The 20,132-nt window shown below is 67.7% G+C and carries 19 protein-coding genes and 1 tRNA gene; 11 read left to right on the top strand and 9 right to left on the bottom strand.

The window, feature by feature from the left end; translation table 11 throughout:
• Positions 1-129: 129 nt before the first annotated feature.
• From IED13_RS10155 to IED13_RS10165, 3 genes are all read left to right on the top strand, one after another.
• Positions 130-312 (top strand): hypothetical protein, encoded by a 183-nt coding sequence (locus tag IED13_RS10155; RefSeq protein WP_191124109.1) that lies wholly within the window; start codon positions 130-132, stop codon positions 310-312.
• A 33-nt stretch (positions 313-345) separates the two neighbouring features.
• Positions 346-1,119 carry a ferredoxin--NADP reductase gene (locus tag IED13_RS10160; RefSeq protein WP_191124110.1) on the top strand — a complete coding sequence of 258 codons (774 nt, stop codon included), beginning with the start codon at positions 346-348 and terminating at the stop codon, positions 1,117-1,119.
• 143 nt (positions 1,120-1,262) lie between these two features.
• Positions 1,263-3,611 carry a xanthine dehydrogenase family protein molybdopterin-binding subunit gene (locus IED13_RS10165; RefSeq protein WP_260368413.1) on the top strand — a complete coding sequence of 783 codons (2,349 nt, stop codon included), beginning with the start codon at positions 1,263-1,265 and terminating at the stop codon, positions 3,609-3,611.
• A gap of 250 nt (positions 3,612-3,861) precedes the next feature.
• Here IED13_RS10165 and IED13_RS10170 read toward each other — a convergent pair.
• A tRNA-Ala gene (locus IED13_RS10170) sits at positions 3,862-3,937 on the bottom strand.
• A 119-nt stretch (positions 3,938-4,056) separates the two neighbouring features.
• On the opposite strand from IED13_RS10170, the gene IED13_RS10175 reads away from it, so the two are divergent.
• Positions 4,057-4,347 (top strand): YggT family protein, encoded by a 291-nt coding sequence (locus IED13_RS10175; protein WP_038362916.1) that lies wholly within the window; start codon positions 4,057-4,059, stop codon positions 4,345-4,347.
• 123 nt (positions 4,348-4,470) lie between these two features.
• Positions 4,471-6,066 (top strand): gamma-glutamyltransferase, encoded by a 1,596-nt coding sequence (locus IED13_RS10180; RefSeq protein WP_210323570.1) that lies wholly within the window; start codon positions 4,471-4,473, stop codon positions 6,064-6,066.
• A gap of 187 nt (positions 6,067-6,253) precedes the next feature.
• Here IED13_RS10180 and IED13_RS10185 read toward each other — a convergent pair whose 3' ends face one another.
• Positions 6,254-7,834 carry an ABC transporter substrate-binding protein gene (locus IED13_RS10185; protein WP_191124113.1) on the bottom strand — a complete coding sequence of 527 codons (1,581 nt, stop codon included), beginning with the start codon at positions 7,832-7,834 and terminating at the stop codon, positions 6,254-6,256.
• Between the two features lie 50 nt (positions 7,835-7,884).
• The gene (locus IED13_RS10190; protein WP_191124114.1) at positions 7,885-9,378 is read right to left on the bottom strand and encodes an amidase; all 1,494 of its coding nucleotides are present in this window, start codon (positions 9,376-9,378) and stop codon (positions 7,885-7,887) included.
• A gap of 139 nt (positions 9,379-9,517) precedes the next feature.
• Here IED13_RS10190 and IED13_RS10195 point away from each other — a divergent pair, with 139 nt between their 5' ends.
• Together IED13_RS10195 and IED13_RS10200 are read left to right on the top strand one after the other, a co-directional pair.
• Positions 9,518-9,847, top strand: a complete 330-nt coding sequence (locus IED13_RS10195; RefSeq protein ID WP_142022858.1) for a DUF167 family protein — start codon at positions 9,518-9,520, stop codon at positions 9,845-9,847.
• A 68-nt stretch (positions 9,848-9,915) separates the two neighbouring features.
• Positions 9,916-10,614 (top strand): carbonic anhydrase, encoded by a 699-nt coding sequence (locus tag IED13_RS10200; RefSeq protein WP_112761741.1) that lies wholly within the window; start codon positions 9,916-9,918, stop codon positions 10,612-10,614.
• Positions 10,615-10,757: 143 nt separating this feature from the next.
• On the opposite strand, the gene IED13_RS10205 is transcribed toward IED13_RS10200, so the two are convergent.
• Positions 10,758-11,687: a site-specific tyrosine recombinase XerD gene (locus IED13_RS10205; protein ID WP_191124115.1), complete on the bottom strand. Its 930-nt coding sequence runs from the start codon at positions 11,685-11,687 to the stop codon at positions 10,758-10,760.
• The gene (locus IED13_RS10210; RefSeq protein WP_112761739.1) at positions 11,684-11,830 is read right to left on the bottom strand and encodes a histidine kinase; all 147 of its coding nucleotides are present in this window, start codon (positions 11,828-11,830) and stop codon (positions 11,684-11,686) included. Before IED13_RS10210 ends, IED13_RS10205 begins: the two co-directional genes overlap by 4 nt.
• A 248-nt stretch (positions 11,831-12,078) precedes the next feature.
• Between IED13_RS10210 and IED13_RS10215 the strand changes: the two genes are divergently transcribed.
• Positions 12,079-12,678, top strand: coding sequence for a shikimate kinase (locus tag IED13_RS10215; protein WP_038362902.1), 600 nt, complete (start codon positions 12,079-12,081; stop codon positions 12,676-12,678).
• Positions 12,675-13,829, top strand: a complete 1,155-nt coding sequence (gene aroB, locus IED13_RS10220; protein ID WP_248311160.1) for a 3-dehydroquinate synthase — start codon at positions 12,675-12,677, stop codon at positions 13,827-13,829. The genes IED13_RS10215 and aroB overlap by 4 nt, the downstream gene beginning before the upstream one ends.
• An 18-nt stretch (positions 13,830-13,847) precedes the next feature.
• Here aroB and IED13_RS10225 read toward each other — a convergent pair whose 3' ends face one another.
• The 3 genes from IED13_RS10225 to IED13_RS10235 form a co-directional block, all read right to left on the bottom strand.
• The gene (locus tag IED13_RS10225) at positions 13,848-14,960 is read right to left on the bottom strand and encodes a calcium:cation antiporter (protein WP_191124116.1); all 1,113 of its coding nucleotides are present in this window, start codon (positions 14,958-14,960) and stop codon (positions 13,848-13,850) included.
• A 107-nt stretch (positions 14,961-15,067) separates the two neighbouring features.
• Positions 15,068-16,048 (bottom strand): TRAP transporter substrate-binding protein, encoded by a 981-nt coding sequence (locus IED13_RS10230; protein ID WP_038362896.1) that lies wholly within the window; start codon positions 16,046-16,048, stop codon positions 15,068-15,070.
• Between the two features lie 55 nt (positions 16,049-16,103).
• Complete coding sequence (locus IED13_RS10235; RefSeq protein WP_051987945.1) at positions 16,104-17,921, bottom strand: glucan ABC transporter ATP-binding protein/ permease; 1,818 nt, start codon at positions 17,919-17,921, stop codon at positions 16,104-16,106.
• Positions 17,922-18,061: 140 nt separating this feature from the next.
• Here IED13_RS10235 and IED13_RS10240 point away from each other — a divergent pair, with 140 nt between their 5' ends.
• Positions 18,062-18,832 (top strand): motility protein A, encoded by a 771-nt coding sequence (locus tag IED13_RS10240; RefSeq protein WP_038362894.1) that lies wholly within the window; start codon positions 18,062-18,064, stop codon positions 18,830-18,832.
• A 14-nt stretch (positions 18,833-18,846) separates the two neighbouring features.
• Positions 18,847-19,671 carry an OmpA/MotB family protein gene (locus IED13_RS10245; protein ID WP_113253481.1) on the top strand — a complete coding sequence of 275 codons (825 nt, stop codon included), beginning with the start codon at positions 18,847-18,849 and terminating at the stop codon, positions 19,669-19,671.
• 168 nt (positions 19,672-19,839) lie between these two features.
• On the opposite strand, the gene IED13_RS10250 is transcribed toward IED13_RS10245, so the two are convergent.
• The gene (locus tag IED13_RS10250) at positions 19,840-20,127 is read right to left on the bottom strand and encodes a hypothetical protein (RefSeq protein ID WP_191124117.1); all 288 of its coding nucleotides are present in this window, start codon (positions 20,125-20,127) and stop codon (positions 19,840-19,842) included.
• Between the last annotated feature and the right edge of the window lie 5 nt (positions 20,128-20,132).

The following is a 20,132-nucleotide window of genomic DNA, read 5'->3' on the forward strand; positions in this document are numbered from 1 at the left end:
CCGGGCGAACGTCCACCCGGCTTTCCGGAAAAGGATCCTGCACCGGCCGCATGGCGAAACCCGCGCCTGTCTCGGCGCTGCCGGCGCCGGGCTTTGCCCCTGCCGCCGCTCAGGCCTCGGCCGTGATGGATGGCCGTCTCGCTGCCCGTGCCGACCGAGGGCTTTTCGGGCAAGAAGAAAATTCTCCGGAAAGCTCTGCGCGCGCCAGATTGTTCCGATCAGGGGCCGCCGGCTAGAAAGAAAGAGAAGATTTTGATTTCGCTCGCGTTTTCTGCTTATCCGCTGCTGGCGGCCGGCGCTCAAACCCGCTAAACAGCCCGCCGCCGGACTTTCAAGGACGATGCGATGAGCCATTTCTACGAGGAACAGGTCCTGAGCGTGCATCACTGGACGGATACGCTGTTCAGCTTCACGACGACGCGCGACACGACGTTCCGGTTCAAGAACGGGCAGTTCACGATGATCGGGCTGAAGGTAGGCGAGCGTCCGCTGCTGCGGGCCTACAGCGTCGCCAGCACGAATTACGACGAGACGCTGGAGTTTTTCTCGATCAAGGTGGCGGACGGCCCGCTGACCTCGCGCCTGCAGAACCTCAAGGTCGGCGATCCCATCATCGTCGGCAAGAAGGCGACGGGCACGCTGGTGCTCGACAACCTCAAGGACGGCAAGCGGCTCTTCCTGCTCGGCACCGGCACCGGGCTGGCGCCGTTCCTGTCGCTGATCCGCGACCCCGAGACCTATGAGCGCTATGAGAAGGTCGTGCTGGTCCATGGTTGCCGTCAGGTCGCGGAGCTGGCCTATGGCGAGCGCATCACCCAGCATCTGCCGCAGGACGAGTTCCTCGGCGAGATGATCCGCGGGCAGCTGATCTATTACCCGACGGTGACGCGTGAGCCCTTCCGCAACCGCGGCCGCATCACCGACCTGATGACTTCGGGCCAGCTCTATACCGATATCGGCCAGCCCGGCTTCGATCCTGAGGGCGACCGCTTCATGCTCTGCGGCTCGCCGCAGATGCTGGCCGACCTCAAGACGATCTTCGCCGAGCGCGGCCTTGAGGAAGGCAATCACGGCGAGGCCGGCGACTACGTCATCGAAAAGGCCTTCGTCGAGAAATAAGCCCCAGCCGGGCACCTCGAAGCACGGCGCCGCGATCCGCGAGCGGGTATCGGCCATGCCGCATCTGCAAAGCGCGCGCCGCGCTTTTGCGCCAGTGTAGCCGCGTTCTGTTTCGATCGCGGTACCCAGTCATGAACATGCGCGTGTCCCAAGCCGCCCACTCCGCCACCCCGGTCGGAATCGGCCAGTCGCTGCCGCGCAACGAGGATGCGGTCCTCGTCCGGGGCGAGGGGCGCTACACCGACGACCTCTCTCTGGAGGGGCAGCTTCACGCCGCCTTCGTTCGCAGCCCGCATGCCCATGGCATCATCCGCGAGATCGACGTCTCGGCGGCGCGGGCCATGAAGGGCGTCGTCGCGGTCTACACGGCCGATGATCTCGAAGGCCAGGGCTACGGCACGCTGAAATGCCAGCTCGACATGACCAGCCGCGACGGAACGCCGTTGAGGAAGCCGGTGCGGAAGGCGCTGGCCATCGACAAGGTCCGCTATGTCGGCGACCCCGTGGCGATGGTCGTGGCCCGCACGCCCGCGCAGGCCCGCGACGCGGCCGAGGCGGTGGCACTCGATATCGACATCCTCCCGGCCGTCACCTCGGCAGAGGAGGCGCTTGAGCCCGGCGCGCCGCAGCTCTTCGACGACGTCCCCGGCAACCTCGTCCTCGACTATCATTTCGGCGACGCCGCCAAGGTCGCCGAGGCCTTCGCCAAGGCCGCGCATGTCACGAAGCTGCGGATCGTCAACAACCGCATCGTGGTGAACCCGATCGAGCCCCGTGCCGCGATCGGCGCCTATGATCGCAAGACCGGCCGCTACACGCTTCATGCCCCGAGCCAGGGTGCCTTCGGCATGCGCAACAACCTCGCCGCGGCGATGGGTGTTCCCGCAGGGTGGATGCGGCTCGTCACCGGCCATGTCGGCGGCTCCTTCGGCATGAAGGCCTCGGTGTTTCCCGAATATGTCGTGCTGCTGCACGCGGCGCGGCTGCTGAAGAAGCCGGTGAAATGGACCGACCAGCGCGCGGAGAGCTTCGTCTCCGACCATCACGGCCGGGACATGGCCTTCGCGGCCGAGCTTGCGCTCGATGCGCGCGGCCGCTTCCTGGCGACGCGCTTCACCGGCTTCGGCAATATGGGCGGCTATCTCTCCTCGGTCGGGCCGATGATGGCGACGCTCAACATCGGCAAGAACAGCGTCGGCATGTACCGCACGCCGCTTGTCGAGGTCGCGACCCGCTGCGCCGTCACCAATACCGTGCCGATCGCGGCCTATCGCGGCGCCGGGCGCCCCGAGGGCAATTATTTCATGGAGCGGCTGATCGATGCCGCCGCCCGCGAGATGAAGATCGACAAGGCCGTGCTCCGGCAGCGCAACCTGATCCCCACGGACAAGCTGCCCTGGACCACGCCGATCGGGACGCAATATGACAGCGGCGATTTCCCGGCGCTCTTCGCCCGGGCGCTGGAGGCGGCCGACTGGAAGGGCTACCGGGCCCGCGAACGCGCCAGCCGCAAGGCCGGGAAACTGCGCGGTCGCGGCATCGGCTGCTATCTCGAGGTCACCGCACCGCCAAGCAACGAGATGGGCGGCATCCATTTCGAGCCGGACGGAACCGTCACCATCGTCACCGGCACGCTCGATTACGGCCAGGGCCATTGGACGCCCTTCGCCCAGGTGCTGACGAGCGAGCTCGGCGTGCCCTTCGACAAGATCCGCCTCGTACAGGGCGACAGCGACAGGCTGATCGCCGGCGGCGGCACCGGCGGCTCGAAATCGATCATGGCGAGCGGCTCGGCGATCATCGAGGCGAGCGAGAAGGTCGTCGAGAAGGGCAAGCTGCTGGCCGCCCATTTCCTGGAGGCCGGCCTCCCCGACATCGAATTCGCCGAGGGCCGCTTCGGCATCGCCGGAACCGACCGCTCGATCGGCATCATGGAGCTGGCCGCAAGGGTGAGGACGGCAGCATCCCTGCCCGATGATCTCCCCGGGACGCTGGATGTCGACCATGTCTTCAAGGCCGCGCCTTCGGCCTATCCCAATGGCTGCCATATCGCCGAGGTCGAGATCGATCCGGACACCGGGCAGGTCGAGATTGCCGGCTATGTCATGGTCAACGATTTCGGCACGCTGGTGAACCCGATGATCGTCGAGGGGCAGTTGCATGGCGGGGTCGTGCAGGGCATCGGGCAGGCGATCTACGAGATGACCGCTTATGACGAGGCCGGCCAGCTCATGACCGGCTCCTTCATGGACTACGCCATGCCGCGCGCGGCGGATGTGCCGTTCTTCACCTTCATCAGCCAGGGCGTTCCCACCCGCACCAACCGGGTCGGCGCCAAGGGCTGCGGCGAGGCCGGCTGCGCCGGCTCGCTACCCTCGGTGATGAACGCGATCGTCGATGCGCTCTCGCCCTATGGCGTCGATCATGTCGACATGCCGGCGACGCCCCTGGCGATCTGGCGGATCATCCACGAGCGCGGCGGCCACGCTTGATCGGGGGGGCCGAGAGCCCCGTCGCACCGACAGGTCGCGTTGGCATCGACGTGGCGACAGGGCGCGGCGAACACAGGCGCGATTCGCTGCCGGCTTGCGGATCGCGACGACGGAGTTCGGTTCCGATCGATGGCCGGGTTTGGGCCCGGTGCCCCCCACGCGCACCGCAACAGGAGAATCGGCTTCAAAAGCCCGATCTTCACCACGCCACGCGGGCACGGTCTCGACAGCGGTGACGGGAGTTAGGCCTTGGTGGAGCTGAGGGGATTCGAACCCCTGACCTCTGCAGTGCGATTGCAGCGCTCTCCCATCTGAGCTACAGCCCCAAGGCGCTGGCCTTCTAGGCCGTGCGTCGCGTGAATGTCAATCGTCTCCCTTGCCTCTTTCGGCAGGTGTCGGCGATATTCTGCGGCAACCTCTCCGGACAGGCCTAAAAGGAAGACCGATGCGTGCCGTTCTCGACGTGGTTCTGCTCGCGCTGCAGATCTATGTGTGGATTCTGATCGCCTCGGCCGTTCTGAGCTGGCTGATCGCCTTCAACGTCATCAACACCCGCAACCAGTTCGTCGCCACGGTCTGGGACATGCTCTACCGCATGACAGAGCCTGCGCTGCGGCCGATCCGCCAGCGGCTGCCCAATCTCGGCGGCATCGACATCTCGCCGATCATCCTGCTGCTGATCATCTACTTCATCCAGAGCGTGATCATCCGCTACATCTACCCCAACGTCTTCTGACGCGAAGCGGCTCCACCCGGGAGCGCCCTGCGCAGGACGCGACCCGCGGGCGGGCAGGATGCATTCGACCTCCCGGGCCGGCCCATGCAACATGCGGCCGCCGTCAGCTTCCGGAGGCCGCCCGTGTTCACCACCACCACCCCCTATCGCAGCCAGAACTGGCACCTGACGAAGCCCGCCGCACGCGGCCGGCACGGCATCGTCGTCTCGCAGAGCCGGGAGGCGGCCGAGGCCGGCACGGCGATCCTCGAACAGGGCGGCAACGCGGCCGATGCCGCCGTCGCGGCCTGTTTCGCGCTCGCCGCCGTCGAACCCTGGAACAGCGGGCTGGGCGGCATCGGCTTCGCCGTCGTGCTCAAGGCGGGCGAGACCCGCGCGCAGGTCGTCGATTTCGGGCCGGTCGCGCCGCGCCGGGCCAACCCCGCCGACTACCCCCTCACCGGCGCGATGAAGAAGGATCTCTTCACCTGGCCCGAGGTCGTCGGCGATCGGAACATCCACGGCCCGCTCTCCTTCGTCACCCCCTCCTCGGTCGCGGGCTACGCGAAGCTGAAGGAGGCCTTCGGCTCGGCGCTGCCGCTGGCGGACCTGCTCGCCCCCGCCATCGCGCTCGCGAAGCGCGGCTTGCCGGCCGATTGGTACACGACGCTCAAGGTCGCCTCCTCGGCTTCGGTGCTTCGCCTCTATGAGGAGAGCGCGCGGATCTACCTCCCCGGCGGCCTGCCGCCGGTGCCGCCCTATCAGGGCTCGCCGGGCTTCATGGTGCTGGGCGAATTGCCGGCGACGCTGGAGCGGCTGGCGCAAGCCGGGCTCGACGATTTCTACCGGGGCGACATCGCGCGGCGTATCGCGGCCGACATCGCGGCCGCTGGCGGCGTGGTCGACGCGCAGGATCTGGCGGATTGCAAGGCCGAGATTCGCGAGGCGCCGAGCATCGCCTGGCGCGGCAGCCATCTCATCCACACCGCCGGCGGGCTGACCGCCGCGCCGACACTGGAACGGGTCATCGCCGGCATGGCCGACGCCCCGGCCGATGGGAGCGGTCCGTCCGCGGCCTGGTTCGCGCAGCTCTCGCGCGTGATGCGGCAGGCCTATCGCGAGCGGCTGGACGGGCTCGGCGCCGCGACCGCGGCCAAGGAACCCGGCGATACCTGCACCACCCATCTCACCGTGGTCGACCGCGACGGCAATCTCGTCACTGTCACCACGACGCTGCTCTCCTCGATGGGCAGCCGCGTCGTGCTGCCCTCGACCGGCGTGCTGATGAACAACGGCATGATGTGGTTCGATCCCCGCCCCGGCAGCGCCAACGCCATCGCGCCGGGCGCCCGGCCGCTCTGCAACATGTGCCCGGTCGTCGTCACGCCGAAGGACGGCGGCTGGCCGCGCCTCGCGGCCGGCTCCTCGGGCGGGCGGCGCATCCTCGCCAGCGTCTACCAGACGCTGGCCTGGCAGCTCGATTTCGGGATGGAGGCCGAGGCGACCGCCCATCAGCCGCGCATCGACGTCTCCGGCCCGGATTCGACCAGCGCCGATCCGCGCCTGCCGGCCGAGACCCTCGCCACGCTGGAGGCCGCCGGACCGACCGCGCTCGCCGAGCACGCCGTGCTGCCGATCAACTTCGCCTGCCCGAACTTCATCCGCGTCGATCGGAACGGCGCCGAGGGGTCGAGCGACGCGGCTTCGCCCTGGTCGGCCGCCGTCGCTGCCCGACACTAATCGGATGATGGGGCGGGATCATTCCCGCTCGTTGCACGCGGCTGCGTTGAGACTGTTTGGCAACGCGCTGCGGGGAGTCGAATGGCGGTGTCTTCGAGAACCGGAGCGGAGCGTACATCAGTACGTGAGCACCGGAAGCGCAGAAAACGCCGTCAGTCGACCGCCGCAGTAGCGTTGACAGACAGTCTCAAACCCGCTTCAGCCCCCAGGGATAGGGCGCCGAACCGGCCAGCATGCCGGTCAGGTTCTTGCGGTAGGCGGTCCGGATGACGAACTGGCCGAGCGGGATGGTCGCGACCTCCTCCAGCGCCAGCCGGCCGAGCTCGACCGCCGTCTTCTTCTGCGCCGCCGCGTCGGGTGCGTAGAGCCACTCCTCGGCCAGGGCCTCGGCCTTGTCGCTCTTCCACCAGCCGAACCAGCCCTTGTCGCCCTGGCCGCGCACCAGATTCGACAGGGCCGGGTTGCCCCAGCCGACCGCCGCGCCGGTGGTGTGGAAGATGCTCCAGCCGCCCTTCTCGACCGGCTCGCGGCTGTTGCGGCGCTGGATCACCGTGCCCCAGTCGCTGGCCGCCATCTCGACATTCATACCGAGCTGCTTGAGCAATTCGAAGGTCACGTCGCCGAGCGGGCCGATATCGGGGAAGTCGGTCGGGTTGATGATCACGACCTTCTCGCCGTTGTAGCCGGATTCCTTCAGCGCGGCCTTCGCCTTTTCGAGGCTCTGCGGCATCAGATCTTCCAGTTCCCCGGTGTAATAGGGCGTGCCGCGCCACCAGAGATTCCGACAAGTCTGCCACATCGAGGTGTCGTCGCCCTGGGTGGCGCGCATGTAGTCCTCCTGCTTCACCGCCATGCGGACGGCGGCGCGCACCTTCGGATTGTTGAAGGGAGGCTGGAGGTGATTGAGCCGGATAATCGAGCCGCGCCCCGCCTTGTCGATGACCTCGCGCTTGATGTCGGGATTCTGCGCCAGCATCGGCTGCAGATCGGACAGGGGCCGCTCCCACCAGTCGATCTCGCCTCGCGTCAATGCGGCCGCCGCCGTCGCCGGGTCGGGCAGCACCTTCCACTCGATGCGCTTGAAATGCGCGACCTTGCCGCCCGCATTGCGGCTGGGCGGCTCGGCTCGCGGCTTGTAGCCGTCGAACTTCTCGTAGACGACCTGGCTGCCGGAGACGAATTCCCCTGCGACGAACTTGTAGGGCCCGGAGCCGACCATCTCCGTGACCTGCTTCGTCGCATCGGTCTGCGCCAGGCGCTCCGGCATGATGAAGGGCGGATTATCCGCCTTGGAAAGCAGATCCAGCATCATCGGGAAGGGCCGCGTCAGCTTGATCTCGATGGTGCGCTCATCCGGCGCGTTCCAGGCTTCCACCACCTTGGCGAGGAGCTGGCCGTAGGGATCGCGCTGGCACCAGCGTTTCATGCTCTGGATGCAGTCGGCGGACCTGACCGGCTGACCGTCGTGGAAGGCTAGCCCCTCGCGCAGCTTGATGCGCCAGGTCTTCTGATCGGCCGAGACCTCATGCCCCTCGGCCATCTGCGGCTGGGGCTTCAGGTCGAGATCGCCGCCATAGAGCGTCTCGAAGACATAGTAGCCGTGGTTGTTCGTGACGGTCGCCGTCGTCCAGATCGGATCGAGCGACGTCAGGTTGGCCTGCGGCACGAACTTCATCAGATCGGAGCTCTGCGCGGCGGCCGGCCGAGCAAGAGACGGCCCGGCCAGTGCCAGTGCGGTCGTGCCTTTCAGAAAATCGCGACGCTTCATGTCAGTTCCCCTCGTTTTTATGGTGAATTCGTCTGCTTTTTCCGGCTCGCTCAGTCGAAGCCCATGAAATTCGGGCTCTCGCTGATCGGGCGGGCCTTGGCGAGCCTGGCGAGGTCGGGCACGGGCCGGGCCGTCAGCGGATCGCCGACGAGCTGCGCCTCCAGCGCCGCTGCGACCGCCAGAACCTTGGCGTCGCCGCCGCGAGGGCCGACGATCTGCAGGCCGAAGGGCATGCCGTTGCGGTCGAGCCCGACCGGCAGCGAGATGGCGGGATGGCCGACGACCGTGACCGCATAGGCCATGGCGAGCCAGTGGAAATAGGTCCGCGTCGGCTTGCCGTCGATCTCGGCCGGATAGAGCTCGCTCCAGGGTCGCGGGCTCAGCGTCATCGCCGGCGACAGGATGACGTCGTAATCGGCGAAGAAATGCTGCCAGCGCTGATAGATCGCCGTCTGCTGCTTCATCGCCCGGGTCACGTCGAGCGCGGAATAGCCCAACCCCTCCTCGACATTGGCGCGGACATTCGGCCCGACCAGATCCGGCGTGTCGCGCACCTTGTCGTGATGTCCGGCGAGGAAGGCGACCGCCCGCAGGATCTCGAAGACCTCGTCGGTGCCTTCGCAATCCGGCGTCGCCGCCTCGGCCGCACGGAAGAGGTGGCTGAAGGCGCCGGTCTTTTCGGCGAAGGTTTCGCGAATCAGGCGCTCGGTCGGCGCGAAGCCGAAATCCGGTGTCAGCGCGACCTTGAGCGAGGCGAGGTCGATGGCGTCCGGCCTGGCGAAATCCTCCGGCCGCCGCACCGTCCTGCCATGGATCGTCGTCGCCAGCGGATCGGCCGCGTCATCGGAGACCATGGTCGAGAGCAGCAGGCACAGATCCGGCACGTTGCGCGCCATCGGCCCGAGCACGGAGAGCGGGGTCCAGCCGAGCGCGCGCTTCTCGCTGGGCACCAACCCCGGCGACGGCCGGAAGCCGACGATGCCGTTGAAAGCCGCCGGGTTGCGCAGCGAGCCACCCGTGTCGGAGCCGGTGGCGAGCGGCACCATATTGGTCGCCAGCACGACGCCCGAGCCGCCCGACGAGCCGGCCGCGCTCTTCGTCGGATCGAAGGGATTGCCGGTCACGCCATAGACGGCATTGCGGGTATTGGCGCCCGCCCCCCATTCCGGCGTGTTGGTCTTGCCCGCGATGATCGCGCCGGCCTTGCGCACGGAGGCGACGATGAGCTGGTCCTGCTTCGGCACGAAATCGCGATAGAGCGGGCTGCCATAGGTCGTGCGCAGGCCCGCGACATTCTCCAGATCCTTGATGCCGACCGGCAGGCCGTGCAGCGCGCCGAGCGCCTCTCCACGCACCGTAGCCTCGTCGGCCGCCGCCGCGGCCTTGCGGGCGGCCTCGTCGTCGCGCGCCACCATGGCGTTCACGGCCGGGTCGATCGCATCCATGCGCCGGATGCAGCTTTCGAGCAGTTCGCGGGCGGAGAGCTTCTTGGCGCCGATCAGGGCGCGCGCAGTGACGGCAGTGAGGTCGCAGGGTTCAGTCAAGGCATGGTCTCCATTGTGCCTGCCCCTCAGCAAGCGTTATGCCGGGCGCCGAGCGTCCGGTGTGACAGCGTAGGAAAAACGAAAGCGGAATGTCCATGACCGAAGCGCGCATGGCTGACCTTCGGACAAGGGCGAGCCGGTGAGCAAGGCGGCGAGCCCGTTCTGGCGAGAGACGCCCAGCGGCGTGCAAGTCTCGGTGCGGCTCACGCCACGCGGCGGGCGCGACGCGCTCGACGGCGTCGAGACGCTCGCCGATGGCCGCGCCGTGCTGAAGGCGCGCGTCCGCGCCGCACCGAGCGAGGGCGAGGCCAACGCCGCCCTGGTCGCGCTGGTCGCGAAGGAATTCGGGCTGCCGCGCTCTCAGGTCACGATCGCGGCCGGCGCCACCGCCCGGCTGAAGACCGTCGCCCTGCAAGGCGATCCGGCCGTGCTGGCGGCGCGGTTGCGGGCACGATTCGCCGCCGCCTGATCCTCGCTTCCATTGCCGCAGCGCAGCATCCGCTTGACGGACGCCTCGCTTTCCTGTTCGACAGGGCCATGGACAAGCCCGCGGCCCCCTTTCCCCAGCGGCTCACGGAAGGTTATCGCACCTTCCTCGACGATCGTTTCATCCGCGAGAAGGACCGATACGAGGAACTCGGCGAGAACGGCCAGACGCCGAAGATCATGCTGATCGGCTGCTGCGATTCGCGCGTCTCGCCGGAGGTCATCTTCGATGCGCGGCCGGGCGAGATGTTCGTTGCCCGCAATATCGCCAATCTCGTGCCGCCCTTCGCGCCGGACGACCAGCTCCACGGCACCTCGGCCGCGCTCGAATATGCGATCCAGGCGCTCAAGGTCGAGCATATCGTCGTGCTCGGCCATGGCCGCTGCGGCGGCATCCGCGCCTTCGCCGACGACAGCCAGGAGGCGCTCTCGCCCGGCGACTTCATCGGCAAATGGATCACCCTGATCGGGCCGGCCGCCGAACGCACCGGCGGGCGCGGCCGCAACGAAAGCTTCGACGACTACCTGCACCGGCTGGAACTCGCCTCGATCCAGCAATCGCTCGCCAATCTGCGCACCTTCCCCTGCGTGCAGATCCTCGAAAGCAAGGGCCGGCTGCATCTGCACGGCGCCTATTTCGCAGTGGCGACCGGCGTGCTGATGATCCTCGACCCCGCGACCGGGCAGTTCATCCCCGCCGTCGGCGAGATGCCCAAGCGGGTCCAGCAGATCCGCTGCGTCGAGGGTTAGGCCGCCGAGCTGGGCGGGGCTCGCGCGTCATGCTCGGGCTTGCCCCCGAGCATCTCACGACACGGAGGCGCAGGCGCCCCTTCTGTAAGAGTTTCTCGGGTCTACGCTTCGCTCCGCCCGAGAATGACGCCTGTACGCCCGTATCAATCCCCATCCGCCAGCGGATGGAGATCGCGCACCAGGCTCTTCAAGCGCTCGTCGAGGACATGGGTGTAGATCTGGGTGGTGGCGATGTCGGCATGGCCGAGCAGTTCCTGCACCACGCGGAGATCGGCGCCGTTCTGCAGCAAGTGACTGGCGAAGGCATGGCGCAGGACATGCGGGCTCAAGGACGCGCCCGGCAGCCCGGCCGCGCCACCCAGCGCCTTGAGCTCGCGCCCGAAGGCCTGGCGGGTCAGATGCCCGCTTTCGCCGTCTGACGGAAAAAGCCAGCGGCCATCCGCCTGCCCGGCTTCGCGCAGCGCGTCGAGCCAGGCGCGGGCGGCGGCACGCGCCGCCTCGTTCAGCGGCACCAGCCGCTCCTTGTCGCCCTTGCCGCGCACGATCAGGAAGCGCTCGCGCGTCGTCGCGGCCGAAAGCGGCAGCGCGATCAGCTCCGAGACGCGCAAGCCCGTCGCATAGAGCATCTCGACGAGGCAGCGCATCCTGAGCGCCCTCAGCCGGGCGGCCGGCGTCAGCCCCTCGCGCTCGCAGGCCTCGCGCGCCGCGCCGAGCAAACGGTCGACATCGCCGACGGACACGACCTTGGGCAGCGGCCGGCCCTGACGCGGCCCCGCGATCGCGGCCGTGGGGTCGCTGCCGGAGAGCCCCTCCGTATAGAGGAAGCGGTGGAACTGCCTGACGGCCGAGAGCCGTCGCGCCGCCGAGGACGCCTTCAGCCCCCGCCCCGCCAGATCGGCGAGCCAGCCGCGAATATCGTCCGAGGTCGCGCTCTCCAGCGGCTTGCCGGCGAGGAAGACGAGGTAATCCGAGACATCGCGCTCATAGGCATCGAGCGTGTTGCGCGCCGCCCCGCGCTCGGCCGCCAGCATGTCGAGGAAGGTGTTGAGGCGCTGGCGCGGGATCCGGCTCATTTCGGCTGCAGCCTCGCCGGCGGCACGATCTCGACCATCTCACGCTGCACCGGCTGGACGAAGGTGACGAGCGCGATCATGCCCGCGAAGACCAGCCCGGCGATGACGGCGACGAAGAACAGGAACCGGAACAGGGTCGGCACGTCTGGCGAACTTTCGCTCTTGCTTTACGGCACCGGCCTTGTCCGAAAACCGCATGCCGCGTCGAGGGCCGATGCGCGCGCAGTTGTCGGCGCACCACTGTTATCCGCGATGCCGCCCGGCCGGCGCAAGGGCAAGCACGCCACAGCGATGCGTAAAACTCTTCGAAATCGGGCCGGACGAGGCGTGACAGAGGCATGACGCAGGCCGTCGCTGCGTGCTACATCCCCGCCCGAGGAAACGAGCCAGCATGACCGTCGAAACCATCCCAGCTCCGGAAACCGTCGATTTACGTGGCGCGCTCGGCCGCCGTGCCGTCGTGCTGATCGGCATGATGGGCTCGGGCAAGAGCTCGATCGGCCGGCGGCTCGCCAGCCGTCTCGGCATGGGCTTCGTCGACGCCGATATCGAGATCGAGACCGCAGCCGGCATGTCGATCCCCGAAATCTTCGCGCAGCGCGGCGAGGCCGAGTTCCGCGACGGCGAGCGGCGCGTGATCAGCCGCATCCTGACGACGCAGGCGCCCCTGGTGCTCGCCACCGGCGGCGGCGCCTTCATGAATGCCGAGACCCGCGTCCGGGTGAAGGAGCTCGGCGTCTCGGTCTGGCTGAAGGCCGAGCCGGACGTGCTGATGCGCCGCGTGCGCAAGCGCTCGAACCGCCCGCTCCTGCAGACGGCCGATCCGGAGGCGACGCTGCGCGCCATGCTGGCCCAGCGCGAGCCGGTCTATGCGCTGGCCGATCTCACAATCCAGTCGCGCGACGAGCCCCATGAGGTCATCGTCGGTGAAATTGTCGCCGCATTGGAACGCTACCTTGGCGTCGCGGCTGGCGGAGTCGCTGAATCATGAACGCCACCATGTCCCGCGAAACCGGGGCCCGCATCGTCGTCCCCGTCGCGCTCGAGGGCCGCGGCTACGACATCCATATCGGGCGCCACCAGCTCTGCGAGGCGGCGGCGCTGATCGCCGCCTTCGCGCCCGGCGCCCGCGCCGCCCTCGTCACCGACGAGAGCGTCGCCGCGCTCCATGGCGCGGCCTTCGAGACCTGCCTGCAGCAGGAAGGCATCGCGGCGACCCGGATCACCATCCCGCCGGGTGAAGCCTCCAAATCCTATGCCCAGTTCGTCGCGCTCTGCGACGCCCTGCTGGCGGCGAAGATCGAGCGCAACGATCTCGTCATCGCGTTCGGCGGCGGCGTCGTCGGCGACCTCACCGGCTTCGCCGCGGCGGTGTTGCGCCGCGGCGTGCGCCTGATCCAGGTTCCGACGACCCTGCTCTCGCAGGTCGATTCCTCCGTCGGCGGCAAGACCGGCATCAACTCGCCGCATGGCAAGAACCTGATCGGCGCCTTTCACCAGCCGGCCCTCGTCATCGCCGACACCGCCTTGCTCGACACGCTGAGCGAGCGCGAATTCAAGGCCGGCTATGCCGAGGTGGTGAAATACGGGCTGATCGACGACCCCGCCTTCTTCGACTGGTGCGAGGCCAACTGGAGCCGCGTCATCGCCGGCGGCCCGGAACGCGACCACGCCGTCGCCGTCTCCTGCCGCGCCAAGGCCGCGATCGTTGCCCGCGACGAGCGCGAGGAGGGCGACCGCGCCCTCCTCAATCTCGGCCATACCTTCGCCCACGCGCTGGAACGGCTGACGGGCTACGATTCCCGCCGCCTCGTCCATGGCGAGGCTGTCGCCATCGGGCTCGCGCTCGCCTTCCGCTTCTCGCAGCGGCTGGAGCTCTGCTCCGGCCAGGATGCGGGACGCGTCGCCCGCCATCTCGACCATGTCGGCCTGCCGAGTCGGTTGCAGCAGGTTCCGGGCGGGGCCGGCAGCGCCGAGGAAATCCTCGCCGCCATGGCGCAGGACAAGAAGGTCAAGCGCGGCGCGCTGACCTTCATCCTCGCCCGCGGCATCGGCAAGAGCTTCATCGCGCCCGGCGTCGCAGCCGAGGAGGTCAAGGGCTTCCTCGAAGCCGAGCTCGCCGCCAACGGCGCGGCGCACTGATCGCGCCGCCGGATCGGCCTACGGGCTGAACACCAGCACGATGAAGACGAAGAACACCGCCAGATGCACCGCGCCTTCCAGCATGGTCGTGCGCGTGCCGGTGAAGGTCAGCGTCGAGAGCAGCAGGGTCATCGCGGCGATCACCATATTGGTCGCCGACAGGCCGAGCACCACCGGCTGGCCGGTGAAGACGCCGATCAGCAGCACGGCCGGCACGGTCATGCCGAGCGTCGAGGCGGCGGCACCCAGGCACAGATTGATGGCGCGCTGGAGCTGATTGCCGGTGATCGCCTTGAGCGCGGCGATGCATTCCGGCGTGAACACCACCATCGCGATCAGGATGCCGCCCAAAGCCGTCGGCGCGCCGAGCTTGACGATGCCGAAATCCAGCACCGCGGCGAGGCTCTTCGACAGGATCACGATGGGCAGGATATTCGCCAGCAGCAGCCCGATGCGCGGCAGGATTTCCCGCGCCGTGGAGGACGAGGCTTCGTCCCCTTCTGCGACGGCCGCGGCAGCGGACACCTCGCCTTCCGGCGCCGGCTCGTGGAAGAACGCGCTGTGGCGGCCGGTCTGCAGGATGAGGAAGGCGCCGTAGAGCGCCAGGGTGAAGATCGAGAAGGCGACCGCCTGGAAGGAGGTCAGCGTCCCGTCCGTGGTCGAGGTCGTGAAATTCGGCAGGAAGAGCGGGATCACCGTCAGCGGGATGATGACGGCGAGATAGGCGGAGGCGCCTTTCAGGTTGTAGCGCTGCGAGAAATGCCTGAGGCCACCGATCAGGAGCCCGATGCCGACCACCCCGTTGAGCACGATCATCAGCACCGCGAACATGGTGTCGCGGCCGAGCGTCGGCGCGCCCTTGGCGCCCAGCATCACGGCGCCGACGAGCGCGACCTCGATGATGACGATCGACAGCGTCAGGATCAGCGTGCCGTAAGGCTCGCCCAGCCGCTCCGCCAGCTCCTCCGCCTCGTGCACCACCCCGAACGCGGACCAGATGATCACGGCGAGCAGCCAGAGAAAGACCAGCAACGACGGCAGCGGCGCGCCGAGCTGGCCGAGCAGGCTGTCGCCGAACAGCTGGAAAGCGACAACGGAAGCCCAGGCACAGGCGAGGCGAAACAACATCATGCTGAAATGGCTCTGATTTTCGGCGGCAAGGCGGTGATTGTCGCATAATCGCTCGACGCTGTCTCGACGGTCGCCCTAAGCTGCGACGATCCTTCTGCCATCCGCCGCTATTTCCTATCGTATTGATCGAGCAGGGTGGCCCCGTCGGCTCCAGTGCTGCGGCGCCAGCTCTCGATGGCACCACGCCCGGCCTTGGCCAGGGTTTGCGCGACATCCGCCGGCACATCGGCACGAATCGAAACCTTGTTGGCCCGCATGCGAGCATAGTTCTCGTCGAGCCGCGTGCGGATCGCGGCCCATTGCCGCGCTTCCGTATCCTTCGCAGCCGCGTCGACGACCTGCCTGAGATCGGCCGGCAGTGCCTCATAGGCTGCGAGATTGACCGTCGCGAGCGAGATCGGCATCGCGTAGTTCACTTCGGTGAAGTGAGGCAGAAAGTCCCAGAGATTGCGCCCCGCGCCACCATCTCCGGAGGAGAGCACGGCCGTGACCGAGCCGTCCTTCACCTTGGGCATCGCATCGGCGAAGGAGAGATTGGCCGCCTTGGCGCCTGCCGCGTCCATCACCGCGGTCGAGGTCGCGTCATAGGTCCGGATCGACAGGCCTGTGAGGTCAGCCGCCGAATCGAGCGGCGCCTTCGACCAGATGCCCGAGGCCGGCCAGGGCGTGGTGTAGAGGATCTTCTGGCCGAAACCGGCGAGCTTCTTCTCATAGACCGGCCGCGCCAGATCGGTCAGGCGGCGGGCATCGGCGATCGAGGTCGCCAGGAAGGGGAGCGAGGACAGGCCGAACAGCGGATCGACCGCGCCGAGAGCTCCGGCGAAGGCGTCACCCGCGGCGACCTCGCCCTTCTGCACGGCGGCGATCATCTGCGCCGACTTGATGCCGCGCTTGGCATCGTAGCTGGGGCGGATCGTCAGGCGCCCGCCAGATCGTTCATTGACCAGCCTGGCGAAGGTCGCGACGCCTTCGCCGGGGATCGCCGTTTCCGGATATTCCGTCGGCATGTCCCAGGTCGTCTGCGCCAGGGCAGCGCCCGCACCGAGAAGGAGGCCGGAGACGAGAAAACCGGCCGCGAGCCAACGCATGAGAAACCCTCTTCTTGCTGTGCCGGATCATTCCAGCAAGAGGGGCGTCCCTCCGTCAATCCGCCCGCAATTTCTGCGCCAGCGGGCTCGGAGTCTCCGCCGCCAGCTCGGCGGCCGGCTTGTCGGCGACCAGATACTGCGCCCGCGCCAGCGCCGCAAAGCGCCCGCCCTTGGCGACCAGCTCGTCGAAGGTGCCCATCTCCTCGACCTCGCCCTGCTCGAAGACGAGGATGCGGTCGGCGTTGCGGATCGTCGCGAGCCGGTGCGCGATGACGAAGGTGGTGCGCCCCTTCATCACCTCCTCCAGCGCCTTCTGCAGCTTGACCTCGGTCGCGGCGTCGAGCGCCGAGGTCGCCTCGTCGAGGATCAGGATCGGCGGGTTCTTGAGCAGCGCGCGGGCGATCGAGAGGCGCTGGCGCTCGCCGCCGGACAAGGTGCGGCCGCGCTCGCCGACGAGCGTGTCGAGCCCATCCGGCTGGCGCGCCATCACCTCGGCGGCCTGGGCGCGGTCGAGCGCCTCCATCATCTCGGCATCGGTGGCATCGGGCTTGCCGACCTGCAGATTCTCGCGGATCGAGCGGGCGAACAGCATCGGCTCCTGAAAGACGACGCCGATATTGCGCCTGAGCGAGAACAGCGAGATCTCGCGGATGTCCAGGCCGTCGATGGCGATGCGGCCCGATTGCGGGTCGAAGGCACGGTGCAGCAGCCCGAGCGTGGTCGACTTGCCCGAGCCGGTCGAGCCCACCACCGCGATCGTCTCGCCCGGCTTCACCGCGAAGGAGACGTCGCGCACCGCGGTGCGCTTGCCGTCATAGGAGAAGGACACGTCCTCGAAGGCGACCGCGCCCACGAGCCGGCCGGGATCGGGCGCGTTCGGCAGGTCTCGCACCGTCGGCGCCGTGTCGAGCACCTCGAAGAACTCGCGCATCTTCGGCGCTTGCATGAAGATGAAGTTCACGAAGGCGACGATCTGCTCGAGACGCCCGACCAGCATGGTGGCGAAGCCCATGAAGGTGACGATCTCGCCCACCGTCGTCTGGCCGTGCATCAGCAGCCAGGTGCCGACGATGAAGATCGCCAGCACCGTCAGCGTCGCCGAGGCCCGGGTCGCGACATTCGCCACCGCCCACCAGGACAGCACCGGCAATTGCGCGTTGAGCAGGCTCGTGATGGTCGAGCGCAGGCCGCGCACCTCCGCCTCGATGCGGGTGAAGCTCTGGATCACCGGCACGTTGCCGAGCGCATCCGAGGCTTTTTCGGCCAGGCTCGAATGATAGGATTCGACATTGCGCTGGAGCTGGTCGGTCCGGCGCAGCACGAAGCCGGTGAGCGCTCCGAACAGCACGACGAGGCCGATCAGCAGCAGGCCGAGCTGCCAGTTCTTCCAGAGCGTGAAGGGCAGCAGCACGAACAGCGCGACGATCGAGGCGCATTGCTCGCGAAAGAAGGAGAGCCACAGCCCCCACATCGCGCTGGCGCCGTCGAGCATCACCTTGAGCACGCGCCCGGAATGCGTCTGCGTGTGATAGGCGAGCGGCAGGGTCAGCGCATGCTCGAAATACTGCGCCATCACCGCGAGCCGGCGCCGATGCGCGAGCCGGTCGGCATGGAGCGCGACGAAGACCCCGAGCCCGATATTGGCGAGGCCGAAGCCGACCCAGGCCAGGATCAGGATGTCGATGCTGTCCCAGGTCAGCTTGCCGCCGGAGGACTGGATCGTCGTCAGCCGGTCGATCAGCGCACCGAACAGCATCGGCTCGGCGAAGGCCACGGCCGCCAGCAGGATGTTGGCGAGCGCCAGCACGACGCCCAGCCGCCTTTCCGGGCCGAGTTCGCCGAGGACGCGGGCATAGAGGGCAAGCAGCGACATCGGCCGACTCTTAACGGAGCGTTTCGCCGGGGCAAGCACCCAAACCTTAACGCTTCGTTCAAACCACACCTCTTATGGTCTCGCACTGCGGAAAGCCCCGGCCCGCGACCCCGGAGCAGCGCGTGCATCAGGGTGCTCTTATGGATCTCGCCACCGGCGCAGGTATTCTGGGGGGTATCGCGACGATCGTCGCGCTGATCCTGATCGATGGCGGCAATTTCGCCGCCTATTGGGACAAGCACGCCGCGATCATCATCTTCGGCGGCGCCAGCGCGGCCACCATGCTGCGCTTTCCGTTTTCGGTGATCGCGCACGGCCTGCCGATGGGCGTCCGCTTCGCCTTCACCATGCGTTCGGTCAATCCCCGCGAGCTGATCGACGAGATCACGCGCGTCGCCGAGATCGCCCGCAAGAGCGGCCCGGTGGCGCTCGAGAATGTCGAGGTCTCCGACCCGTTCCTCGCCCAGGGGCTGCGCTACATCGCCGACGGCTACGACAAGGACTTCATCCGCGACACGATGGAGCGCGACCGCGACAACTTCCTGCAGCGGCTCGACGAAGGCTCCAAGGTCTACCGCGCCATCGGCGACTGCGCCCCCGCCTGGGGCATGATCGGCACGATTCTCGGCATGGTGACGATGTTCGCCAACATGTCCGACCCCTCCAGGCTCGGCCCGGCCATGGCGACGGCGCTGCTGGCGACGCTCTACGGCGCCATGGTCGCCAACATGTTCACGCTGCCGATCGCCGACAAGCTGCACATCAAGCTCGAGGAAGAGGAGATCTCGCGCACGCTGATCATCGACGGCGTGCTGCAGATGCGCGACGCCAAGAGCCCGACGCTGGTGCGCGAGATGCTGCTGGCCTACCTGCCCGACCACCATCGCGCAGAGATGGCGGCAGCGGCATGACCGGGCTCTAGGCCATGGCGAAGAAAAAACGCGGCGGTCACGGCGGCCACGGCTGGTTCGTGACCTTTGCCGATCTGATGGCGCTGCTCATGGCGTTCTTCGTCATGGTCGCCGCCTATTCGAGCCAGGACAAGCAGAAGATGCAGATCGTCGCCGGCTCGATGCGCGACGCCTTCGGCACGCAAAGCGACGTGCGGCTCGCCGGCATCGTCGAGCTCGACGGCATCCCGACCAAGACGCATATCAAGAACGCCTATATCCGCCCGCTGCAGGACGCCTCCGACAACACCGCGCCCAACCACAACAACCAGAAGGAAGACGGGCTGATCTCCGCGACCTACGATCGCGGCTTCGCGCTCGCTGCCGCCTCGCTGAGGCAAGCGCTGCGCGACATGCCGGAGATCGCCGAGGTCTCGCGCAACGTCCTCGTCGAGGTCTCCGAGGCCGGCATCGACATCCAGCTCGTCGATCAGGAGGGCCGCGCAATGTTCGCGGAAGGCTCGGCCCAGCCCAACGAGCGCATGCGCAAGGTGCTCGCCGCCATCGCCCCGACATTGCGGCGCATGTCCAACAAGATCGCCATTTCCGGCCACAGCGCGACGCCCCGCCCCGGCCAGCCGCCCGAAGGCGATATCTGGGGCCTCTCCGTCGCCCGCGCCAACGCCGTGCGCGAGATTCTCGCCGGTGCCGGCGTGCCCAATGAGCGCTTCCTCTCCGTCACCGGCAAGGGCGATATCGAGCCGCTGATCAAGGACAACCCCTATCTGCCCTATAACCGGCGGGTCGGGATCGTCCTGAAGGCTGATGCGCCGGTGCTGCCGCAAGGGCTGAAGCCGTAATTCAGCGGCTCGAACGAAACGCGCCCCGTCATTCCGGGCAAGCGCAGCACAGACCCGGAATCCATCATGGAACACAGCGCGCTTCGATGGATTCCGGATCGGCGCCGCTTTGCGGCTTGTCCGGAATGACGGTGCGATTTCAAACTGCGCGTGGCCGCAAAAGACGGGTCATGATCGCAGCGCCTCCGCCAGCGCCGCATCCGTCACCTCGGCCATCGCCATCTGCAGCTTGTAGGCCTGCGTCTTCGCGCCGGGCTGCATCACCAGGATCACCGTCTCGGTGCCCGGACAGCTCGGATCGGCGCAGAGGATCTCGTTGACGGCAATCACCGTCGTCTCGGGCAGGCCGAGCAACTCGCGAACCTGCCTCTTCAGGCTTTCGGCCACGGCCTTCGCCTCGGCTTTCGCGCCGTCATCCTTGCGGGCCTCGCCCTTGCCGAAGAGCCCGAAGCGCATCGTGC

This window comes from Allobosea spartocytisi (assembly GCF_014764685.1).
Taxonomy (GTDB): Bacteria; Pseudomonadota; Alphaproteobacteria; order Rhizobiales; family Beijerinckiaceae; genus Allobosea; species Allobosea spartocytisi.

Coding starts and splice junctions, on each gene's coding strand:
- IED13_RS10155 (WP_191124109.1), top strand. CDS start 130: ATGGCCGTCTCGCTGCCCGTGCCGACCGAGGGCTTTTCGGGCAAGAAG.
- IED13_RS10160 (WP_191124110.1), top strand. CDS start 346: ATGAGCCATTTCTACGAGGAACAGGTCCTGAGCGTGCATCACTGGACG.
- IED13_RS10175 (WP_038362916.1), top strand. CDS start 4,057: ATGCGTGCCGTTCTCGACGTGGTTCTGCTCGCGCTGCAGATCTATGTG.
- IED13_RS10185 (WP_191124113.1), bottom strand. CDS start 7,834: ATGAAGCGTCGCGATTTTCTGAAAGGCACGACCGCACTGGCACTGGCC.
- IED13_RS10200 (WP_112761741.1), top strand. CDS start 9,916: ATGGACAAGCCCGCGGCCCCCTTTCCCCAGCGGCTCACGGAAGGTTAT.
- IED13_RS10205 (WP_191124115.1), bottom strand. CDS start 11,687: ATGAGCCGGATCCCGCGCCAGCGCCTCAACACCTTCCTCGACATGCTG.
- IED13_RS10215 (WP_038362902.1), top strand. CDS start 12,079: ATGACCGTCGAAACCATCCCAGCTCCGGAAACCGTCGATTTACGTGGC.
- aroB (WP_248311160.1), top strand. CDS start 12,675: ATGAACGCCACCATGTCCCGCGAAACCGGGGCCCGCATCGTCGTCCCC.
- IED13_RS10225 (WP_191124116.1), bottom strand. CDS start 14,960: ATGATGTTGTTTCGCCTCGCCTGTGCCTGGGCTTCCGTTGTCGCTTTC.
- IED13_RS10230 (WP_038362896.1), bottom strand. CDS start 16,048: ATGCGTTGGCTCGCGGCCGGTTTTCTCGTCTCCGGCCTCCTTCTCGGT.
- IED13_RS10235 (WP_051987945.1), bottom strand. CDS start 17,921: ATGTCGCTGCTTGCCCTCTATGCCCGCGTCCTCGGCGAACTCGGCCCG.
- IED13_RS10240 (WP_038362894.1), top strand. CDS start 18,062: ATGGATCTCGCCACCGGCGCAGGTATTCTGGGGGGTATCGCGACGATC.
- IED13_RS10245 (WP_113253481.1), top strand. CDS start 18,847: ATGGCGAAGAAAAAACGCGGCGGTCACGGCGGCCACGGCTGGTTCGTG.
- IED13_RS10250 (WP_191124117.1), bottom strand. CDS start 20,127: ATGCGCTTCGGGCTCTTCGGCAAGGGCGAGGCCCGCAAGGATGACGGC.